The 22,335-nt window shown below is 44.8% G+C and carries 16 protein-coding genes and 1 riboswitch; of the genes, 10 read left to right on the top strand and 6 right to left on the bottom strand.

Annotated elements, in window-relative coordinates; genetic code table 11:
• Positions 1-180: 180 nt before the first annotated feature.
• The 3 genes from K5R16_RS19400 to K5R16_RS19410 all read left to right on the top strand — a co-directional run bounded on the left by K5R16_RS19400 (position 181) and on the right by K5R16_RS19410 (position 3,920).
• A complete protein-coding gene (locus tag K5R16_RS19400) occupies positions 181-930 on the top strand; it encodes an electron transfer flavoprotein subunit beta/FixA family protein (RefSeq protein WP_220739665.1) in 750 nt (249 codons plus the stop codon).
• Complete coding sequence (locus tag K5R16_RS19405; protein WP_220739667.1) at positions 930-1,853, top strand: electron transfer flavoprotein subunit alpha/FixB family protein; 924 nt, start codon at positions 930-932, stop codon at positions 1,851-1,853. Before K5R16_RS19400 ends, K5R16_RS19405 begins: the two co-directional genes overlap by 1 nt.
• Before the next feature lie 195 nt (positions 1,854-2,048).
• A riboswitch (Lysine riboswitch) is annotated at positions 2,049-2,269 on the top strand.
• A 79-nt stretch (positions 2,270-2,348) separates the two neighbouring features.
• A complete protein-coding gene (locus K5R16_RS19410; protein WP_220739669.1) occupies positions 2,349-3,920 on the top strand; it encodes a Na+/H+ antiporter NhaC family protein in 1,572 nt (523 codons plus the stop codon).
• A 99-nt stretch (positions 3,921-4,019) separates the two neighbouring features.
• Here K5R16_RS19410 and K5R16_RS19415 read toward each other — a convergent pair whose 3' ends face one another.
• On the bottom strand, positions 4,020-6,152 hold the full coding sequence (locus K5R16_RS19415) for a M3 family metallopeptidase (RefSeq protein ID WP_220739671.1): 2,133 nt from the start codon (positions 6,150-6,152) through the stop codon (positions 4,020-4,022).
• 394 nt (positions 6,153-6,546) lie between these two features.
• Here K5R16_RS19415 and K5R16_RS19420 point away from each other — a divergent pair, with 394 nt between their 5' ends.
• The 6 genes from K5R16_RS19420 to K5R16_RS19445 all read left to right on the top strand — a co-directional run bounded on the left by K5R16_RS19420 (position 6,547) and on the right by K5R16_RS19445 (position 15,306).
• On the top strand, positions 6,547-7,125 hold the full coding sequence (locus K5R16_RS19420; RefSeq protein ID WP_220739673.1) for a thymidine kinase: 579 nt from the start codon (positions 6,547-6,549) through the stop codon (positions 7,123-7,125).
• A gap of 1,161 nt (positions 7,126-8,286) precedes the next feature.
• On the top strand, positions 8,287-9,225 hold the full coding sequence (locus tag K5R16_RS19425; protein ID WP_308440848.1) for a DmsE family decaheme c-type cytochrome: 939 nt from the start codon (positions 8,287-8,289) through the stop codon (positions 9,223-9,225).
• 17 nt (positions 9,226-9,242) lie between these two features.
• Positions 9,243-11,252, top strand: a complete 2,010-nt coding sequence (locus K5R16_RS19430) for an MtrB/PioB family decaheme-associated outer membrane protein (RefSeq protein WP_220739677.1) — start codon at positions 9,243-9,245, stop codon at positions 11,250-11,252.
• A 40-nt stretch (positions 11,253-11,292) separates the two neighbouring features.
• Positions 11,293-13,821: a DMSO/selenate family reductase complex A subunit gene (locus tag K5R16_RS19435; protein ID WP_220739679.1), complete on the top strand. Its 2,529-nt coding sequence runs from the start codon at positions 11,293-11,295 to the stop codon at positions 13,819-13,821.
• Between the two features lie 14 nt (positions 13,822-13,835).
• Positions 13,836-14,513 (top strand): DMSO/selenate family reductase complex B subunit, encoded by a 678-nt coding sequence (locus tag K5R16_RS19440; protein ID WP_220739681.1) that lies wholly within the window; start codon positions 13,836-13,838, stop codon positions 14,511-14,513.
• A 118-nt stretch (positions 14,514-14,631) separates the two neighbouring features.
• Positions 14,632-15,306 (top strand): molecular chaperone, encoded by a 675-nt coding sequence (locus K5R16_RS19445; RefSeq protein ID WP_220739683.1) that lies wholly within the window; start codon positions 14,632-14,634, stop codon positions 15,304-15,306.
• A 73-nt stretch (positions 15,307-15,379) separates the two neighbouring features.
• Here the strand turns inward: K5R16_RS19445 and K5R16_RS19450 are convergent, their stop codons facing one another.
• A complete protein-coding gene (locus K5R16_RS19450; RefSeq protein WP_220739685.1) occupies positions 15,380-15,856 on the bottom strand; it encodes a hypothetical protein in 477 nt (158 codons plus the stop codon).
• Between the two features lie 171 nt (positions 15,857-16,027).
• On the bottom strand, positions 16,028-16,465 hold the full coding sequence (locus K5R16_RS19455; RefSeq protein ID WP_220739686.1) for a hypothetical protein: 438 nt from the start codon (positions 16,463-16,465) through the stop codon (positions 16,028-16,030).
• Positions 16,466-16,744: 279 nt separating this feature from the next.
• On the opposite strand from K5R16_RS19455, the gene K5R16_RS19460 reads away from it, so the two are divergent.
• Complete coding sequence (locus K5R16_RS19460) at positions 16,745-17,284, top strand: TlpA disulfide reductase family protein (protein ID WP_220739688.1); 540 nt, start codon at positions 16,745-16,747, stop codon at positions 17,282-17,284.
• A gap of 105 nt (positions 17,285-17,389) precedes the next feature.
• Here K5R16_RS19460 and K5R16_RS19465 read toward each other — a convergent pair whose 3' ends face one another.
• The 3 genes from K5R16_RS19465 to K5R16_RS19475 all read right to left on the bottom strand — a co-directional run bounded on the left by K5R16_RS19465 (position 17,390) and on the right by K5R16_RS19475 (position 22,266).
• Complete coding sequence (locus tag K5R16_RS19465; RefSeq protein ID WP_220739690.1) at positions 17,390-20,449, bottom strand: efflux RND transporter permease subunit; 3,060 nt, start codon at positions 20,447-20,449, stop codon at positions 17,390-17,392.
• A gap of 420 nt (positions 20,450-20,869) precedes the next feature.
• Positions 20,870-21,526 (bottom strand): 3-oxoacid CoA-transferase subunit B, encoded by a 657-nt coding sequence (locus tag K5R16_RS19470; protein WP_220739692.1) that lies wholly within the window; start codon positions 21,524-21,526, stop codon positions 20,870-20,872.
• An 11-nt stretch (positions 21,527-21,537) separates the two neighbouring features.
• Positions 21,538-22,266: a CoA transferase subunit A gene (locus K5R16_RS19475; RefSeq protein WP_220739694.1), complete on the bottom strand. Its 729-nt coding sequence runs from the start codon at positions 22,264-22,266 to the stop codon at positions 21,538-21,540.
• Positions 22,267-22,335 lie beyond the last annotated feature (69 nt).

Raw genomic sequence — 22,335 nt, forward strand, 5'->3', positions numbered from 1 at the left:
GTATCGATATAAGGTAAATACTCTGTTTATGAATAGATAAATATGAACAGGTGTTCGACTCTAGGTTGACGTTAACGTCAACAGCACGTAAAGTGACTCTAAATTCTGTAATAGTGTCTGTGCTATATAAGTCGCTATTAACACAATCCCGTTCATTAAGAGACGTAAGAAGGAAGCCCTATGAAAGTATTGGTGCCAGTAAAACGTGTCGTCGATGCCAATGTTAAGGTCAGGGTTAATGCTGACAATACTTGTGTCGATACCGCAAACCTTAAAATGGCGATTAACCCGTTTTGTGAGATTGCAGTAGAAGAAGCTGTTCGTTTGAAAGAAGCGGGTAGCGCTTCTGAAGTGATTGTACTCAGTATTGGCCCTAAAGCGTCACAAGAGCAATTGAGAACGGCGCTTGCACTAGGCGCTGACCGAGCTATTCATATCGAAACCGACGAAGACCTCGTTCCTCTGTCTGTAGCCAAACTTATTCATGCTGTACAGCAAAAAGAGCAGGCTGATTTAGTGATCTTAGGCAAACAGTCGATTGACAGCGACAACAACCAAACCGGTCAAATGTTAGCTGCTATAGGCAAAATGCCTCAAGCAACATTTGCCTCTGAAGTAAAGGTTGACGCTAACCAGCTCACCGTGACCCGCGAAGTCGACGGTGGTTTGCAGACGCTAATGCTACCTTTACCTGCTGTTGTGACTGCTGACTTACGTCTAAACGAACCTCGTTATGCAAAGTTGCCTAACATTATGAAGGCAAAGCGCAAGCCGCTTGAGTCGCTAACTCCTGCTGATTTTGATGTGACATTAAAAGCGCATCAAAACGTTATTAAAGTTACCCCTCCTGCTCAGCGCAGTGCGGGTGTGATGGTGTCTTCTGTAGAAGAGTTGGTTGAAAAGTTAAAGAATGAAGCGAAGGTGATCTAATGGCAATTTTAGTATTAGCAGAACACGATAACGCCAGTCTTAAACTGGATACCGCTAAAGTTGTTGCCTGTGGTCAAGCCATTGGTGGTGACATTGATGTGCTGGTTATTGGTCATAACTGTGGCGATGCAGTTAAAAGCGCGCAACAGCTAAATGGTGTACGTAATGTTTTGGTTGCAGATGCGGCCGTTTATGCCAACGGTTTGGCAGAAAACATCGCTGATGTCATTACTGAAGTTGCAGTGGACTATGAGCATGTACTTGCCGCTGCATCAAGTCACGGTAAAGACATATTGCCACGCGTTGCAGCATTGCTTGACGTTAACCAGCTATCGGAAGTGATAGAAGTGGTCAGTAACGACACCTTCGTACGCCCAGTTTATGCAGGTAATGCATTAGCAACGGTGCAAAGCTTAGATGATAAGAAAGTGATGACAGTTCGCTCAAGTGCATTTGATGCAGTAGCAGCTGATGGCAGCGCAGATTTAGTGACGCTTTCACAAGAAGTTGCACCACAAGTTGAGTTTGTTTCTCAAAACCTTACTGAATCAGAGCGTCCAGAATTGGGTAGCGCTGGGGTGATTGTTTCTGGTGGTCGTGCCTTAGGTAACAGCGAGAACTTCGGTATGCTGGAGCAATTGGCTGATAAGCTTGGTGGCGCATTGGGCGCTTCACGCGCAGCAGTCGACGCGGGTTATGTGCCTAACGACCTGCAAGTGGGACAAACGGGTAAAATCGTAGCGCCTGACTTGTATATTGCAGTTGGTATCTCTGGTGCGATTCAGCATCTTGCAGGTATGAAAGATTCAAAAGTGATTGTAGCAATCAACAAAGACCCAGAGGCGCCGATTTTCCAAGTTGCTGACTATGGATTAGAAGCGGATCTGTTTGAAGCTGTACCTCAGCTTTTAGAGCAGCTTTAATTTATTAGCTAGCTTATTGATGGCAGTTAAAAAACAATCAGTTGTAAATTGATGGTTGTGGCGCTGTTATCGGTAATGAGTTTGGGTTGGTAATATTTGAGATCTGTGTCACGATAAGCGGCTTTAGGGTAGCATCCCTAAAGCCGCTTATGTTTTTATGTCATTCACGTTAATTAGCTCTGTCTATTTAGCGTCCTTAGAAGTAGAGGTGCATTTAATATTAGTACCGACAAGTAGGGTGATGCCTGTGACTTGTTGAGAAAGGATTTGATGCCGAAGTGACATAGCATATCGGGGCTTGTTGCTGGGGCTGTTACCAAATAGGAACAGCACTGCCATAGTATTTCTTATCTGGAAGATAAGAAGATTTATATCGATGTCGAACATTGATATTACTGTGGAGCGCTACTGATAGGACAGGTGTAATCAGCTCTCAATGCTAACTCCCACCAGTTCAGTCGGCCTCCATTCGTACTTAGCGAAGATAATAATTAAATGACAATTTTAAGCTATGCCGATTCGGCACTTTCGTTGCTGCCTCCGGTAGTTGCAATCGTACTGGCGATGTTAACTCGTCGTGTTTTACTTTCTCTTGGGGTAGGGATCCTGCTGGGTGCGCTATTGCTGACAGATTTTTCTGCAGCCAGTACTGCTCAATATGTGGGTGAAAAGGTGATGGGCCTCGTGTGGGATGACGGCGCACTTAATAGCTGGAACCTATACATCCTTGGCTTCTTAGTGCTACTGGGAATGATCACTGCACTTATCACCGTTAGCGGCGCCGCTCGTGCATTTGCAGATTGGGCTCGCAAACACATTCGCAATAAACGTGATGCAAAACTACTCACCATGTTCCTTGGCTGTGTGGTGTTTATTGATGATTACTTTAATAGTTTGGTTGTTGGCAGTGTCGCAAGACCACTTACCGATCGATACTATATTTCCCGTAGTAAACTAGCCTATTTACTTGATTCAACGGCAGCACCTATCTGTGTTATCTCGCCTGTATCAAGCTGGGGTGCTTATATTATCGCGCTGATCGGCGGTATTTTAACGGCTCATGGCTTTACTGACTCAGGGCATCTAAGCACATTTGTACAGATGATCCCGATGAACTTCTACGCTATTTTCGCACTGTTATTGCTACTTTGTGTTGCTTTGATGGGGCTGGATATTGGTCCGATGCGCCAGCATGAGCTTAATGCGCAAAAGGGTAACCTTTATGATGAAACTAAAGGATTACCTCCTGGGGCAAATTCAGATTTACCTGAAGCTGACACCGGTAAGATCATCGGTTTGTTCTTGCCTATCACTGTATTAGTTTTTGCTACTTTTTACTTTATGGTTAGCAGTGGCGGCGATGCGCTCGCAGCTAAGAACGAAGCGTTCAGCTTAATCGGTGCATTTGAAAATACTGATGTGGGTTCTTCACTGTTCTTTGGTGCCTTAATTGGTCTTGTGGTTACTCTCGCATTGGTTATCTACCAAGGCGTTGATAAGAAGATGATCGTTAAAGGTGTGGTTGAGGGCGCTAAATCTATGCTACCGGCCATCTACATCTTGTTGTTTGCTTGGACGATAGCGGGCGTGATTGGCCAACTTGAAACCGGTAAGTATATGGCGAGCTTAGCCACTGGTAATATTCCGTTTGCCATGCTTCCTGCTGTGCTATTTATATTGGCAGGCTTAACAGCGTTCTCTACCGGCACCAGCTGGGGTACCTTCGGTATAATGTTACCGATTGCAGCAGACATGGCGATGGGTAGCCATACAGGCATGATGTTACCAATGCTTGCCGCAGTGCTTGCTGGCGCGGTGTTTGGTGACCATTGTTCGCCAATATCAGATACCACTATTTTGTCGTCTACAGGCGCAAACTGCCACCATATAGACCATGTGATCACGCAGTTGCCTTATGCACTGATAGTCGCAGGTATTAGTTTGGCGGGTTACATCGTACTTGGTTTCACGGAGTCGGTGACTGCAGGTTTATTGACGTGTAGTGTACTGTTTGTGATTAGCGTGATTATACTGCGCATTAAGTCTTGTCAGCGAACCACCGCTTAAGCTGAGTATTCGATAGACAAAAGCAGTGGTTCAATTAGCTGCTTTATAGACATAAAAAATGCCGCTCTAATTAGAGCGGCATTTTTGTCGGTATCAGAACTAGTTTAAGCCACGGCGCTCTAGTAGGGCATCGGTTGTTGGTTCTTGCCCTCTAAAGGCTTTATAGGCGTCCATAGGCGCGACGGTGTTACCCACTTCACGAATAGTTTTTCTAAATTTCATGCCTATTTCTCGGTTCAATCCGCCTTGTGTTTGTACGTATGCAAAGGCGTCAGCAGCCAAAATTTCACTCCACATATAAGCGTAATAACTCGCTGAGTAGCCTCCAGGGAATGCATGCGCAAAGTAGGTTGACTTATATCTTGGCGGAACCGCTGGTAGATCAACGCCGTGCTTTTTAAGCGCTGCAGCTTCGAAACTGGCGACATCTTGCAGAGGCGCATCCGCTTTCAATGAGTGCCACTCTAAATCGAGTAGGGCGGCCGACATATATTCAAGCGTATCGAATCCTTGATTAAAGCTACGAGATTTTAGCAGTTTATTGAGTAGCTCTGCTGGGATTGGCTCACCAGTTTCATAGTGCTTAGCGTAGTTAGCTAATACTTCAGGATGTGCGGCCCAATCCTCTTCAAAGGTCGATGGGAACTCAACAAAATCGCGAGAAACCGAGGTACCTGAAAGAGTCGGATAAGTGACTTTGGAGAACATACCGTGAGTTCCGTGGCCCATTTCGTGGAACATGGTGGTCACTTCATCGTAGCTAACAAATGTAGGCTCGCCCTCAGGTGCTTTTTTAATGTTCATTACATTAACCACCACGGGCTTGCTGTTAAGCAGCTCGGACTGGGTCACAAATGAGCTCATCCAAGCGCCACCACGTTTGCCTTCTCGGGCAAAATAGTCTGCATAGAAAATAGCGATACTGCTGCCATCCTCATCAAACATTTCATAAGCTTTCACGTCTGGGTGATAGACGGGTAGGTCTGGGCGAGGGGTTAAGCTCACACCATAAAGCGCTTGTAAGGTAAAGAACACACCGTCTTCTAACACACGGTCAAATTCGAAGTACGGACGGATAGCATTTGCATCAAGATCGTATTTGTCTTTACGTACTAGCTCGGCGTAATAAGCCCAATCCCACGGAGCAAGTTCAAAATCGCCGCCCGTTTTAGTTATCATCGCTTGAATGTCGGCAGCTTCTTTATTGGTATTAGCCACAACTGCTGGCACCATAGAGCCAAACATCTTGTAAACCGCTTCTGGTGTTTTAGCCATTTGCGGCGCGAGGCGATAATCTGCCCAGGTGTCAAACCCTAGTAGCTCAGCGCGCTCCGCTCTAAGCTGTGCTAGTCGAGCAACAAAAGATGCGGTTTCATTTTCGCCCTCAAGACCACGGTTAGCAGAAGCCTGCCATACCTGTTGACGTAGCTGGCGATCTTGTAATTGAGTCAACACCGGCTGACGAGTGGTATTGGTTATATTGAGCTGATATTTGCCTTCATGGCCATTCGCGCTAGCGTCGGCTGCAGCGGCTCTGATTGCACTGTCTGATAAACCCGCTAATTGTGATTTATCATCGACAACGATAGCAATCTCTTTAGTTAGTCGCATTAAACGTTGGGCAAATTCATTGGTGAGGGTGGACTGCTCTTCGTTTAACGTTCTAATCTGCTGTTTCTGGCTATCACTAAGCTTAGCGCCTGCGCGTACAAAGCGCTGGTAGTAGACCTCAACCAAGCGGTTCGCTTCTGCGGATAAGTTAAGATCTGCACGGGTGTTATAGATGTTTTCTACACGAGCAAATAATGCTGGATTCAAATTAATGTTATCTGAATGAGCAGCCATTTTGGGCGCCATCTCACCTTGGACTTTACGCAAGGTCGGATTGCTGTTGGAACCGGTTAAATTGTAAAACACTTTAGAGGTGCGGTTTAACAGCTCACCACTTTTCTCCATTGCCACAATGGTATTGTCAAAAGTGGCTGCATCAGGGTTATTGGCAATTGTAAGGATCTCTTGGTAATGCTCTTTGATCCCTTGCTCGAGTGCTGGTGCAAAATGGTCATCTTTAATTAGGCTAAAATCGGGTGCTTGATATTGTAAGACACTTGCTTGTAAAAATGGATTTTGAGTTTGAACCATAGTGGCAGTTGATTGCTCTGTTTTAGAGGTTGAACAGGCGCTTAATGCGAGTGTAGCCGTGATAGCGGCTGCAATGAGTGTTTTATGCATTTGGAAAGAATTCCTTCATTATAGTTGTTTTAAATCTTACTGCTGACACTAGCAATGGTTCGTTAATTGATTCTTAAAATTTAAGTTAATAGTTCTTTTGAACGGTGTGATTGTCTGGTTCCAAGCTGTTTGCGCTATGTTGGTAGTGTTTTGCAATTGTAGAGCGGTGTTAACTAAGTTGTTGTGCGCCAAATCATGCCTAATTCGATGAGCTCAAAATAGGTGGTAACTCGCTGCTTAGTCGTATTTTTCTAGTAGTAAACGCTGCTAAAACTAACAAAATGCAGTGGCAAAATTTGCCATGACTCGGCTCACTATCTAGTGAAATTGAGATGATTTATGCGGGGCAACAATGCTAGACTAGCGTTGAATTCATCCTTCAAGGACTCTCAGTTTGGCGCAACTCTACTTTTATTATTCGGCAATGAATGCCGGTAAGTCGACTTCATTATTGCAGTCTTCATATAATTACCGTGAACGCGGTATGAATACTTTAGTCATGACTGCCTCAATCGATGATCGATACGGCGTGGGTAAAGTCGCCTCTCGTATCGGTATTGAGACCGAAGCACAGGTTTTTGGCTGCAGTGATAATTTAACTAAAATGGTCGCTACAGCTCACGAAGAGCAGACCTTACACTGCATCTTAATCGATGAATCTCAGTTTTTAAGCAAAGAGCAGGTTAAGCAGCTTACTTATGTGGTCGATATACTCGACATTCCAGTACTGTGTTACGGCCTTAAAACAGACTTCCAAGGCGAACTGTTTAGCGGTAGCCAATATCTACTCGCTTGGGCTGATAAGTTAGTGGAGCTTAAAACCATTTGTCATTGTGGCCGTAAAGCCAATATGGTGGTGCGTCTTGATGGCACAGGTAAGCCGATGAGAGAAGGTGAACAAGTCGCGATAGGCGGCAACGAAAGCTATGAGTCGGTTTGCCGTAAACATTTTAGAGAGTTCATCTGGGATTAATTGCTTATATAAAGTGCGTCAGTTTAATTCTTCTAAAGGCCAGTAGCTAATGCAACTGGCCTTTTTTATTATTTTTGCTTCTGAGATTCCAGTATTTTACATGCTTGAATATAAGCCCTTGGAAGGGAAGGTTACTCACATCAATTAGTATTTGAAGTTGATCTACTCAGGCTATTTCTGGCGAACTAAATCAAGGCGAGTGGCATGTAATAGTTGTTCGCTTATAACCCCGTAGTAGGAAGCCAAAACACTCCTAACATGCGAGTCTTTGCGGTTATGATGCTGCGTTAACAAGTTCAAGCGTAGAATAACTGCGCTCTTCACTCGCTGTGCCTTGCCTCTGAGTCGCTAAACTCTCGCTGAGCGATTAAATCATTATGCTGATTGTATTAACTTGATTCGGAAAAACGAATGACTTTTTGGTTTATGTGGTTTCAATTGCCTGAACTGCAGCCGGATAGAATGTGTAAATGCCGTGACCACATGAAGGTAAGCTTTTAAGTGCAATGTAACAGTCTGATGGATATTTTAATTGGGTATTTTGTAACGATAGTATTCGATAATGCCCATTTAGCTAATAGAGAGTGAGCAGTTTGCTAAATGAGTTAACGTTACTTTCTCCACTAAGCTGTAAATAGCTTGGGGCGGTTCAACTTGAGTTGAATATAGAATCATCTCCTTATTACCAAGTGTGATAAATATTGCTGCCTGGATGTGTGTATATTGAGGCTTGATGTTGCATTTGTTTTAAGGTTTTTAGTGATCAGCTATGCCTTAAGAAGTACCTTCTTTCCTTTAGCTGAAAGACGACAAAATAATTAGTGATCCATTTCAAATAGTTGGAGTTAATAAAATCAAGTTGTTTACAATTAATTGCTATATTAATAACTGCTAAAGATAATAACAATTATCATCTAAGCTTTAATTTATTGATTAATAAGGTTATTTTAAATTAACGTTATTTTAAGGTGTATTTAATCCGCCTCTTTGTATTGTGAGCTATTAGACTTTTATCTGAAAAATATGTCATATGTAACAGCATTGAACCGCGCTGGTGTTAGCTTGAAATCGCTGAGGTCGAACCACTAAAATACCTCCTTCGATATACAACCGGCTTGTAAGTTAATGTCCCTCAGAAATCCGATAAAGTCAGTGAATTTTATGGCCAAGTTAATGGCTACAATTTTACTCACATTACTCATTACCGCTTTACCTGCGCAAGCAACTCCTTGGAGTTCTCTTGATTCCCAGCAGTTAGAACAGAAATTAACCGAAAAATTCGCTGAGGGTAAATACTCTCCCAAAGGCGCTGATTCCTGTCTCATGTGTCATAAGAAAAGCCCTAAAGTGATGGCTATTTTTGATGGCGTTCATGGTGATATGAGTAGCAGTAAATCACCAATGGCTGGCATGCAGTGTGAAGCCTGTCATGGCCCCCAAGGCAAGCATAATCGAGGTGGTAAAGAGCCGATGATTAGCTTTGGTGCAGACAGCAAATTACCTGCTGAGAGCCAAAACAGCGTATGTCAGGGTTGTCATAACGATCCTAAGCAGATGGCTTGGCACAACAGTACTCATAACCTAGAAGAGGTTGCTTGCGCTGATTGCCACCAGATCCATGCGGCAAAAGATCCTGTACTAGACCGTTTGATGGTTAACGATACCTGTACCTCGTGTCATACCCATGCAAAAGCCGATATGAATAAGCGCTCATCTCACCCGATGAAATGGGACCAGATGACCTGCATTGATTGCCATAGTCCTCACGGCTCTATGACCGAAAGTGCGCTGATTAAACCTAGCCTTAATGAAACTTGTGCTGAGTGTCATGCCGACAAACGTGGCCCATTTCTTTGGGAGCACGCGCCAGTTATGGAAGATTGCTCAAACTGTCACACAGCGCACGGTAGTGTAAATGAAGCCCTACTTAAAACGCGAGTGCCGCAATTATGTCAGCAATGTCACGCAGACGATGGACATGCAAGCCGCGTTGCTACGCAAGCGGGTCAAGATGCCTTTAGTGCCGGTAAGAGCTGTCTTAACTGTCACAGCAAAGTTCACGGTTCAAACCATCCTGCTGGCAGTAACTTTGCCCGTTAAGATCTGGAGTGAGTAATATGCGTTCAACTAAATTGTTTTCTTTAAACTTGATCACTCTAGCACTGTTTGGCACCGCAACTGGAGCAATGGCTGCTGATTTTGGTGTTCAACGAGCAAACACTGAAAGCCTTAAAACAGCCAATTACCAGTGTAAGCGTTGTGTGATAACCGACGGTTATTCGGGCACAGTGGGTGCCAGTGTTGGTGTGATTGATGCTGACGATGACCATGCGATTAATCAGTTAGGTACCGGTACAGACGGTGCCATTGCGGGTGTTAACGCTGATATGGCTTATCAGCAAAGTGGTTACCGTGCCAAGGTTCAAGCTCATCAGCTCGGAATGGATAATGGTTTTATTAATATCGAAGCGGGTAAGAGTGAGCAGTACCAGCTTGATATGGATTTTCAAACCATTACCACCAATCAGTACAGTAATGCCCAAACTAATCTTTGGCATAACAACGGTATGCTAACGCCAAGTGAGCATACTCGTGAGCTTAACCTTGATCTACAAAGACAGCGCAGCGGTATCGGTTTTGAGTATGATTTCTCTGCACTCACCGAGCTAGGCCTGAGTAGTTATGCGCGTTTCGACCGTGAAGATAAAACTGGCCATCGTAGCGCGAGCTTAATGAGCCCAAGTCCGGTCAATTTTGCAGAACCAGTTGATGAAACGACTGATAAGTTTAGCGCAGGTATTGTGTTAGATGGTGATAATTGGTTGTCAGAGCTGAGCTACCATGGCTCTCGTTATGAGAACAATATTAGCGATTTAAGCTTGCCATATAGCTATGACGTATACAGTGCAACACCTGATAATCAAGCGCATCAAGTGTCGTTATCGGGTCAATACCGCTTAGCTTCTAGTGTGTTTAGTGGCCGCGTGGTTTCAGGTCGTATGATCCAAGATCAAGAGCTTGTGCAGATGAGCGGCAACCCGATTCAAAACTGGGATGGTCAAGTAGATACCTTTAGCAGTAACTTAGCGGCGAGTACCAGAGTAAGTAGTCGCTTACGTCTTGGCGCAAGTTACGACTACAACAAGCGTGACAACCGCTCTTCAGTATTTGACTTTGCACAATACGAATATGATTCAATGTCGGGTGCCTTTAAGCAAAATACCCCGATGGATATTGAGCGTCAAACCTTCAAAGCCAATGCGAGCTATCGTTTAGCCAGCGGTTACCGCCTCCAAGCTGGTTATGACTATAAGCAGGTTGAGCGCAGTTATGGTGAACGTGAAGAGACGCAAGATAGCGAAGTTTGGAGCAAACTGAACATTCGTGCTATCGACAAGTTAACCCTTGATTTTGGCTTGAGCTATGGCTCGCGAGGCGGCAGTGACTACCAGGCCAATGAGCTCACTTCTGACGAAACTGATTCTCTGATGCGCAAGTATCATTTAGCCGATCGCAATCGTACTGAAGTGAACGCTCGCGCCAGCTACACACCACTAGAGTGGTTAACGGTTGATGTTAGTACTTACTACGCCAACGACGACTATGACGCGACTGAAATTGGTTTAACCCAAGCCAAAGATTACGGCTATGACGCCAATGTCCATCTGCAGGTTTCTAAGCCGGTATCTGTCTACGCATTTGCAGGTCAGCAGTGGATTGACTCAGACCAAAGTGGCGATCAAAGCGCAATTTGGCATACAGAAATTCGCGACCAGTTTATCAACCTAGGCCTTGGGGCAACCTATTCCGGTCTTATGGAAGACAGACTGACCCTAGGCATGGATTACCTATTTGCCAACTCAGAAAGTAACACCGGTGTAAGCCCTTCAAACGAAGCTTCTTACGGGGCTTACTACTCATACAGCCATAGCATGAGCCTATATGGGCAATACATTATCTCGCCGCAAATGGCGTTAAAACTGGCTTATCAGTATGAACGTTACTTTGATACCGACAGTGCAATGGTCACCGCCGATAGCAATTCAGGATTAATCACTTTAGGTGAAATCAATCACAATTATAACGCCCATCAACTGATGTTGACCTTCAGCTACAAGCTGCTTTAGGTCGAGTCAGTCACAATTTAAGTTCGAGGAAAACGAGATTATGGAACGTAGAAGTTTCTTAAAAATGAGTACTGCACTGGGCTGTGCAGCAACAGTTACAGGCTGTAATTCCAGCTCTGATGATGCCAATGTTATTCCGCCTAAACCACCGGTTGGTGATGAGCAAATTACTTGGTCATCGTGCCTAGTAAACTGTGGTTCAAACTGTCCTGTTAAAGTGTTTAGTCGTGACGGTGTTATTACCCGTGTCGAAACTGACCATGACATCACTGATGGCGAAGATATTTACCAAGTACGTGCTTGTGCTCGAGGTCGTTCACTGCGCCAACGTACTTACGCGGTTGACCGTCTAAAGTCGCCAATGAAACGTGTTGGTAAGCGTGGCGAAGGTAAGTTCGTTCCAATCACTTGGGACGAAGCAGCTAAAACCATCGGTAACAAACTGACTTCAGTGATTGCTGAGCATGGTAACAAAGCTATTTTCCGTAGCTACGGCTCAGGTGCTTACTACGGTTTTGCATCCAATGCCTGTTTCAACCGTCTGTTGAACCTTAACGGTGGTTGCTTAAGTTATTACGGTAACTACTCATGGGCACAGCAGCAAGAAGCAGCGGCGCATACTTTTGGTACTGGTAGCACTAAAGGTTCATCAACGGTAACGCTATCAAACAGTGATTTCTTGTTGGGTATCGCTTACAACCCGAGTGAAATTCGTCAGTCGGGCAGTGGTGAAGGTTATGATTACCTAAAAGCATTGCAAAAATCTAATGGTCTTAAAGTGACCATGATTGACCCACGTTACACTGACTCTATGTTAGGTAAAGAGTCAACTTGGTTACCTATTCGTCCAGGTACCGATGCCGCGCTTGCAGAAGCGATTGCTTATCAAATGATTAGCTCAGGTTGGGTTGATGCTAACTCGCTTGATTTCATCAATAAGTATGCAGTGGGCTATGACGCCGCTTCTATCCAAACGCAAAAAGATATCTTTGCTGCCAGCGGTGATGCGACTAAGCAAGAATATGCTCAAGTAATGAAGCCAGAAGAGAACTACCGTGACTACATTCTAGGTCTTGGCATCTACACCGATGCGCCGAAGAAGACAGCTGAATGGGCTGAGAAAATCACCGGTATTCCGACAGCTGAAATTAAGCAAATTGCTATTGACCTACAAAACGCACAAGCGCCTTACATTGTTGTTGGTGCTGGTGTTAACCGCCAAGCCAATGGCGAGCAAAGCATGCGTGCACTTTACATGTTGTCGGTATTGACTGGTAAGCTTGGCACATTGGGCGCATCAAATGGTGAGCTACCTTCAATGAGCGGCATGTACCGTGCAGGTATTCCTGCTGGTAGTAACCCAGTTAAAGAAAAGATCTCTTTCTTTACTTGGTCAGAAGCGATTCATCATGGCGAAACCATGACTGCTCGTAGCCACGGCATAACAGGGACTGATGATTTAGATACGCCGCTTGGCACTAACATCAAGGTGATTATCTCTGCATCTGACAGCACGCTACTGAACCAGCATGCTCAAATCAACAATACTGCAGAAATCTACCAAGACGAATCAGGCGTTGAACTTATTGTTAGTTGTGACTGCTGGATGACACCGGGGGCTAAATTTGCCGACATCATCTTGCCAGACACTAGCTGGTTAGAGTCTAACGACTTAGTTAATGACTCATACGCATCTGGTGCATTGGGTTACATCACGGCGATGAAATCTGCCATTGAGCCAATGTGGGACTGTAAGTCTATGTATGAAGCATCAGCATTGATCGCTAAACACATGGGCTGTGAAGCCGAGTTTACTGAAGGTAAAACTGAAGCGCAGTGGCTTGATGAGCTTTACCAAAAGACTAAAGACAGCAGCACCAACTTAGGCGTAGTGCCAGCGTTCCCTGCCACTTACAAAGAAGCGCAAGAGATTGGTTTCTTCCGTAAGCATATGCAAGACGATCACGTTGCACTTTCAAGCTACATCAATGGTGGTGAGCCATTAGCAACACCAAGTGGCAAGATTGAGATCTACTCTGCAGAGCTTGCATGGCGCGCGGCTAACTGGGATCAAGAAAACAGCCCACTAAACCCAACAGGTGTTAAAGGTGACACCATCACAGCAATCCCACAGTACACAGTGACATGGGATGGTTATGAGGATGAAGACACTAGCACTGATTACCCAATTCAGTTAGCGGGTTACCACACTAAAGGTCGTACTCACTCAAGCTATCACAACGTACCTTGGTTACGTGAAGCGGTTGAAGACGCTGTTTGGGTTAACCCAATGGACGGTGCTAAGCACGGCTTAAGCTCTGGCGATAATGTTGAAATGTACAACGAACGTGGTTCGATTGCCGTTAAGGTGCGTATCACGCCACGTGTGGCGCCAGGTGTATTTGCACTGGGTCAAGGTGCTTGGTTTAACCCAGGTAAAACGGTTGGAAGTACAGGGCATATCATCGATGAAGGCGGCGCGATTAACTCGCTAACACGCTATCAGCCAAGCCCTGTTGCTAAAGGCAACCCACAGCACACCATCCGTGTAGCCATTAAAAAGATTTAAGAGAGTAGTTAATTATGACTGAACCAACTCAATATGGTTTTTATGTAGACAGCACTAAATGTACCGGTTGCAAAGCGTGTCACGTGTCTTGTAAAGATCGTCAAAGCAATGAGATCCGTAACAATACCAACCCGCAAGATAACACCTTGCCAGCGCTCAACGGTGTGACTTGGCGTCGTGTTTATGAATACGGTGGTGGCGAGTGGACTGTAGGTAACAACGGCTGTTTTGAGCAAAATGTATTTGCTTACTACATGTCTATTGGTTGTAACCATTGCTCTGAGCCTGTATGTGTTAAAGCCTGTCCAACAGGCGCAATGCACAAGCGCCGTGAAGATGGCCTAGTGCATGTAGCACAAGATATCTGTATCGGTTGTGAAAGTTGCTCACGCGCTTGTCCATACGATGCACCGCAAATAGACCGTGAACGCAAAGTGATGACTAAGTGTGATGGTTGCTATGAGCGCATTGCAGATGGTCGTAAGCCAGTATGTGTTGAGTCATGCCCACTGCGTGCACTTGACTTCGATACTATGGATAACTTACGTGAAAAGTACGGCGACGGCGATGGTCATATTGCACCACTGCCATCACCATCAATCACATCACCAAACCTAATTATCAAGGCTAATGTAAATGGTAGCCCTGCAGGTAGCGGTGAAGGCAGCATCTTAAACCCAACTGAAGTTTAAGTCAGAGTTTAAGCTTGCCTGCGAATAGCGTCAAAACTGGTGCTATTCGCTATGATTAATTTCTAGTGTAATAAAAGCTGTGGCGATAATGAGTCCAGCGTCGTGTTAAAGGTGAACCATGTCTTCAAATATAGCGTCGATAGATTTTGCTGAGTATCAAGGGTTAGCGCGTATTTTGCACCACTGCCTTATTCGTCATCCTGAAGCCGAGCTAGTGCAAGGGCTTAAGGATTGTGATGTTGCAGGTAGTTGGCCAACTTTTGCCAAACGAGAGCAAAATAGCAAAGGGCGTGAGGCACTGGCTGCATTTTTAGCGCAGTGGCCAACCGATACCCATGAGGCTGAACTTATCGAATTGAAGCTTGACTACGGTCAGCTATTTTTTGGCCCCGGTGAGCCAAATGCAGTTCCACAAGGTTCGGTGTATTTGAGTGAAGAGCAGTTACTTAATGATCGCTCCACCATGGCGTTGATGGATTTCTACCAAGCCAATGGCGTAAACGTTGATGTTGATTACCCGCAGCCACTTGATCATATCGGGCTTTTCTTTGCTGTATTAGATCAGACTTTTGGTCGTCTGCAGCTGGAAACTGATAATCAAGCGCTGATTCGGTTTACTCAGGTGTTATTGCAGCAGCATTTGTTGCCTTGGGCGCCGCGCTGTTTTGAGCTAGCGCAGAACCATGCAAACAGTGATTTTTACCGTGGTATCGCTTTACTAGGCTGTGATTTCTTACTGCAAATGCAGCAGGATTTTCAGTTACTGCCAAAAGAGACGCGTTTATACCGCTAGAGAATGAACATAATAATAAAAAGCCCGCAGCTTAATCAGCTGCGGGCTTTTTTATTCTTGGTTCAGCTTGATATTAACTGCCCATGTTACGGCTAGATTTACGTTTATCTAAACGCACATTTTCAAGCTGGCTGTTGATGGTTTGCAGTAGTTGGCACTGCTGCTTACTGTCAGCTGTTAGTGACTCGAACAACTCGCTTTTCATTAGCGTTTGGCTCCACTGAAAGCCAATGGTCAGCACTAAATGCTCTGACTGATTCAATGGGTTTTGCTCTATCTCTTTGACAAACAATAAGTGACTAGCTGCAAATAAACAGTGCAGGGTCAAAGGTGCTGATAGTGGTGTTTCATCTGTGCTTTCAAGAGGCGGCAACCAAATTGGGGTACCCTCTATAAAGGTTAATGCTGCAATGGTGTTAGTGACCGTTGTTAGCTGAGTTGCGCCACCAAATAATTGCTGCACCGCCTCACATTCTTTAAGTGTTAACGCTAAACGGTGGGCAAGAATTGACTTACTCCATTGCTGGCCTATTGAACGAGTTAAAGTCATTATTATCCTTTATCGATAATGCTTGCGTAGCACTTGATTAAATTTAGTGACTGCCACAATGATGAGGCTATTTCTTTAGTGATTATTGTAGCAACAGCGTGCTGATTTCGATGTGCTCCGCGCAACACATTTAGGATAGGGCAAACCGTTGAAGTCATAAATATGATGAAGCTAATTGAGAGAGACGAGTAACTGTCGCACTTTTAAGCGGGTATCATCAATTTTTCCCACTACTTGCATGGCACTGTTTTCATCGCTTGCCACATTCTCCCAATTGAGTTGCCAGTTAGTCTTTAACGCCTCAGCCGCAGCTTGAATGTCGGGTTCGGTAACCACACTCAAATCTGCGATAAGATTGACTTTAATCCAACCTTTACGAGGACTACCTTGGATTACGTCTTGATCATAATGTGCCGCGTAAATAATAGACTCTAGCTCTGAAAGTTGGAGCAACAGCTCGAAGCTTGCTGAGCGAACATTGTTGTTGTATTCGGTGATCTCCATGCGCCACACGTTATAGCTAAAGCCCACTAAGGCAAACAACATACTGAACACTGCAGTCAGTTGAAACACGTTTATGGTCTCTGTGCCCGAGATAGATATCTTCATTAATGGCGCCTCGCAGATTAGCTTAAGTTAACTTTAGACAAAGACACTGACAAACCACAATAAATTTCAACGGTTAAGCAGCAGAAGTCTATGTTCTAGTGGTTATTGCCCTGATGAAAAATCAAATAAGAACGTTTGAATGAATATCGGTCAAGGTGCGGTCTATGTATTTGTGGGGCTTAATATTGCGCAACAGTAAGCAGTCTTAAGTCTGGAGCGCAAGCTGCTATGTCATAGCTAAGATAACGATACCCGTTCAATGGATATTAAAGAGGTCATATGTATTCCAAAGCAAACAATATACTCCAGCGATGTAGACTTATTGAAGTTTCGCATCTGCTCTTCGCCGTGCTCGTATTCGCTATAGCAGTATTTTCGACCGCGCTGCAAGCCGCTGAAGAAAACCCGCTGGCTGCTGATTTTTCACTTAAGGATGCCAATGGACAAGTGCACTCTTTAGCGGACTACAAAGGCAAGCCATTAATCCTACATTTCTGGGCGACCTGGTGTCCCTATTGTAAAAAGCTACAACCGGGGCTAGAAAAAATCCGCAATGATAATCAAGCTAGCGATCTGCAAGTGTTAGCGATTAGCTTTAATGAAGATGAGGGCGCGAAACCTGCTGAAACCTTATTGGCTCGGGGAATTCATATACCAACCTTGATTGATGGCGATGGGGTTGCGGCTGATTATGGCGTGATAGGAACGCCTACGACTTTCTATATTAATAGACTGGGTGAAGTGGTGTGGAAAACCAATATCTCTGATCCTAATGACCGTAAACTTGTAGATGCTGCTGAGTATATTATGACGAAGTAGCAAACGGTTTGGCGGCTAATGACTTAGAGTCATCAAGCACCACAGTGACTGTGGTGCTTTAGTTATTGAAAGAGTAAAACTTAGAGGATTATTGCTTGCTGCTGACTAACAAGCAACTGGCTGTGGGTTGAACCGCTCTCGAACGTTTTGCAAGATAACAAAGAACACACAGGCAAAGATGCAACCAATAAAGGTGGCTGTGACGATACCGCCAAAGCTTGCATAACCTAGAGCTTGTTGCGCGCCATTGCCTATTGCATCAGCCATCATCAGTGGTACCAATCCGACACCAAAACTAAATGCTGTCATGAATACGGCTCGTGCTCTAAGTCGCATCGCTTCGACTGCCGCAGTCTTAATTGCCATGCCTTTTTCTCGTAAATCTTTGGCATATTCTATAATCAGAATGGCATTACGGACGCTCATTCCAACTAATAGCACTGCTGCAAGTTGAGTCAGAATATTAATGTCGCCCTGCAGGTATATCACGCCATATACAATGCCGATAACAGCGGTGGGAACGACTAACATGATTGCTGCAGGTATTAACCAGCTCTCATACTGAGCGACCAACACCATGTAGGTAACGAGTAATGCTAGTGCCAGTACGATAATGGCCTGATTGCCCGCTTTAATCTCCTCGGCTGAGGCGCCTGTAAATTCAACTGAGATCCCTTTCGGTAACTCAAGCTCGTTGATTAGATTGATGACGTCGCCTGTGGCACTGACAGGAATGACATCGAAAGCAACTGATTGCTGTGCATTGAAGCGGTTGAGAAAGTTAGGTGCTAGTTCTTCGCTAATTTCAAAAATTTTGTCCGCGCTAATGTGAGTTCCGTTAGGTTGGCTTAGTTTAATCGCTTTGAGGGATTCGGCTGAGGTGCGATATTCAGGTGAATTTTGCACCATGACTTTGTAATTGCGGCCATTCATGTTGAAAGTGTTGATGTAGCTACCACCAAAATGAGCCTGCATACCAGTGACGGTGTCAGCAAATGAGATCCCATATTTATTGAGCTCTTGTCGTTTTATCTCTAGCTTTATTGACGGTTTATCTACGGCGTACTGCGTCATTGCCAGTGCCACATCATCTTCAAAGCTGTTGAGTTGTGCGATGATAGAGTTTGAAATTTCAAACATCTCAGCAGGGCTATAGCCTTTTGCATCTTTAATAACAAAGCTGACACCATCAACTAAACCCAGTTCTGGAATGACTGGCGGTTTAAAAGCAAAAGCTTCTATGCCAGTTTCTGCAATGACAGCATTGGCCGCTTCTATCACTTGGTTATCGCTTAGCTCACGGCTATCCATCGGTTCTAGGTTTAGCAGTAAAAGAAAGCTGCCCATATCGGCGGTACTGGTGATTAAGTTAAAACCCGAGGCTGAAATTGAATTTGATACCCCTTGTATATCCTGTAGTTTTTCGACTAATTCTAACGTATACGCATCGGTGACCGGCAGGGCGGTACCTGCAGGAAATGAGCCTACAACAAATACTGCGCTTGCATCTTCATCTGGTAGCATACCCGTCGCAAGCTCTTTACCATCTTGCACTGTGAGGTAAAGTGCTCCGCCAAGTAACATGACAGATAATAGCGGAACCTTAACAAAGCATTGAGTTGCGAACTTGAAGATAGTGATCTTTGCGCCGATAACGCTTTCGAGTGAGCGCGCTATCAACCCTTTTTTGGGGTGCTTCATAAACAGTGCGCAAAGTGCCGGAGTTAACGTTAAAGCCACCACGGTTGAAACTAGCACCGCAACACTAAGTACAATGCCAAATTCACTATAGATTATTCCTGTCATGCCACTCATAAATATGGTGGGAGCAAAGACTGCTAGCAACACCAATGCTGATGCGATAATCGGGCTGACCACTTTATCTAGACTAGCTGATACCGCTTGCTTAGGTGTCAGTTGTGGTTGCTCTTGTAGTTCGTGTTCAGCGGCTTCAATAACAATAATGGCGGCATCAACCACAATACCGATTGCCATTACCAGTCCAAGCATTGAGATGATATTGATATCAATACCCAGTGCGGCCATGGCGGCAAACGTCCCAATCAGTGACACCGGAATTGCGGCGCACGTGATGAGGGTTAATCTAAAGGATTGCATGAATACCAGGGTGATAAGGGCAACGATGATAACGGCAAGTACAAGGGTTTCTAGCACGTTATCAATGGCACCAATGACAAACGCTGTTGCATCATAAACGGTCTGTATTTGGTAGTCTGTTTCTAAAGAGGTGGTTATTTCTTGCACCGCTTTGCCCACTTCAATAGCATTGGCGCTAGGGTCTTTATAGATGAAAAGAACAGAACCCGCACTGGTGCCAGCGTATGCGTTGGCGGTATAAACTTCGGCTCCAAGCTCTATTGTGGCAACATCTTTTAGTAATACTGGTTTCTTGAAATGTTCGCCGCGAACCACTATGTTGCCAAACTCTTCCGCTGAGGATAAGCCGCCGTCGACGCTGACAGAGTACTCAAGAGAATTGCTAACTACGGAACCCGCAGATGAAATCTTATTTTGAGCGTTAATTGCGGCTTGTATGTCACCGACATTTACATACAGGTTGTTCATCGCATCGGGGTTCAACCAAACTCGCATGGAGTACTTTTTCTCCCCTAATACATCGACTTTCGATACACCATTAATACGTTGAAGCGACTCTTTTAATATGCCGCCAGAAAAACCACTTATTTCAGTATCAGTCGCCTTGCCTGAAGGGTCATTGATTGCGAGGCCGATAAGTAAACCATTAGAAACTTTTTCAACCTTGACACCATTTTTAGATACATCAGCAGGTAACTCTGGCAGTGCCAAGTTAACTCTGTTCTGCACCAAGTTATTTGCGGTGTCGGGATCGGTTCCATTGGCAAAAGTGATGGTTAGCGTGTAAGTTCCATCGGCGCCTGATGTGCTTTGCATGTAATCCATGCCAGAGACACCATTGACCTGCTTTTCAATTTCAGGCGCAACGGATTTGGTGATCACTTCGGCTGAAGCGCCATCCATAAAAGTGCTGACCTCTATGGTTACCGGTGCGACATCCGGGTAGCGCCCAATAGGAGATTGCAGCGCTGCAATCACCCCGATAAGAGTGATAAACAGCGAGATGATAATCGCGAGTTTCGGCCTTTCGATAAATAGTTTGAACATACCCATCACCTTTATTTTTTCATCATCTCTTGGCTGGTATCGAATTAATACATTGCGCGAAATGACTTAGTTAAGCTTGTAATACTTAGTGCTGGGTTCTATTAGACTCAAGAGCTTTACTGCGAGCTTAAAACCACCGACTAAGTTGGCTTTTTTGTCGATGCTTGAATGGTATAGCAGTTAATCTAATCGTTTGAAGTAGGTACTATTAGCTTTTTGAATAGGTGAGGTTTGCTTTGTTTAAGTTACTGTTTTAAAAGTGAAGTTATCTAGCTAATTATCTGGGTGAGCTATGGAGTGTTACGGCATGTTGAAATATGTGATGTTAATCAACTTGGCGCTGTCATTTGTTTTTGTGGCGTATACTGACATAAAAAACGCAGCTCAAAGTGGCTGCGTTTTAGTTATTTGGCGAATCAACTAGAAGCTCATTTCAGGGACATGCTCTGGCACAATCAACTTGCCAGCTGTTTTAGAGACTATCTCCTCAACGGATACACCTGGTGCTCGTTCTAATAGATGGAAGGCACCATCTTTGATCTCCATAAAGGCCAAATCGGTTAATACACGTTTGATACAGCCAAAACCGGTCAATGGTAGTTCACACTTGGGCAGCAGCTTAGAGTTACCTTTTTTATCGGCGTGCATCATGGTGACGATAATATTGTCAGCACCGGCAACTAAATCCATTGCGCCGCCCATACCTTTGATTAATTTGCCTGGGATCATCCAAGAGGCGATAGAGCCTTGTTCATCGACTTCAAAGGCGCCGAGCACCGTTAAATCGACATGGCCGCCACGGATCATGGCAAAACTCTCTGATGATGAGAAAAACGATGCGCCATCTACAGCGGTTACTGTCTGTTTACCCGCATTGATTAAGTCAGCATCTATGGTCTCTTCTGTTGGGAACTCGCCCATACCCAGTAAACCATTTTCTGATTGCAACATTACCTCAATCCCCTCAGGGATATAGTTGGCAACTAATGTTGGAATACCAATGCCTAGGTTAACGTAAAAGCCATCTTGCAGTTCTTTTGCTACACGCTGTGCCAGTTGTTCTCTTGATAATGCCATTGTGTAGCCCCTTATTTGCTGACGTCAGCATTAGCTTTGACGGTGCGTTGCTCGATGCGTTTCTCGAACTTGCCTTGGATAATGCGGTTAACGTAGATCCCTGGTGTGTGGATATGATCAGGGTCGAGTTCACCCGGCTCTACAATGTGCTCAGCCTCGACAACGGTAATCTTACCTGCGGTGGCCATCATTGGATTAAAGTTGGCGGCCGTTTTACGAAAAACCAGATTACCCATGGTATCGGCTTTCCATGCACGAACTAAGGCAAAGTCAGCTTTTAGTGCTGGTTCTAATACATAATGGCGACCATCAATTTCACGGGTTTCTTTACCCTCGGCGACAGGTGTGCCATATCCGGTTGCAGTGAAGAATGCTGGAATACCGGCGCCGCCGGCTCGAATTTTTTCAGCCAATGTACCTTGAGGAGTCAAGATAACGTTTAGCTCACCAGATAACATCTGCTGCTCAAACGTGGCGTTCTCGCCAACATAAGAGGCGATCATGGTATCGATTTGACGACTTTTAAGTAACAGTCCTAGACCGAAGTCATCAACACCTGCATTGTTAGATATTGCGGTTAAGCCTGTTACACCGGTTTTTACCATCTCAGCAATTAAGCCTTCTGGAATACCGCATAAGCCAAATCCACCGACCATCACGGTCATGTCGTTGCTTAGACCTGCTAGGGCCTCTTGATAACTTCCGACGACTTTATTGAGCCCTTTATTTAGTCCTGCCATTATTTTTATCTCCTTATTAAGAGGTCTAGCGCGGTAACTTGTAGGGTTGGCTAGCTCTCTAAAAACTGT

Source organism: Shewanella sp. c952 (assembly GCF_019654975.1).
Taxonomy (GTDB): domain Bacteria; phylum Pseudomonadota; class Gammaproteobacteria; order Enterobacterales; family Shewanellaceae; genus Shewanella.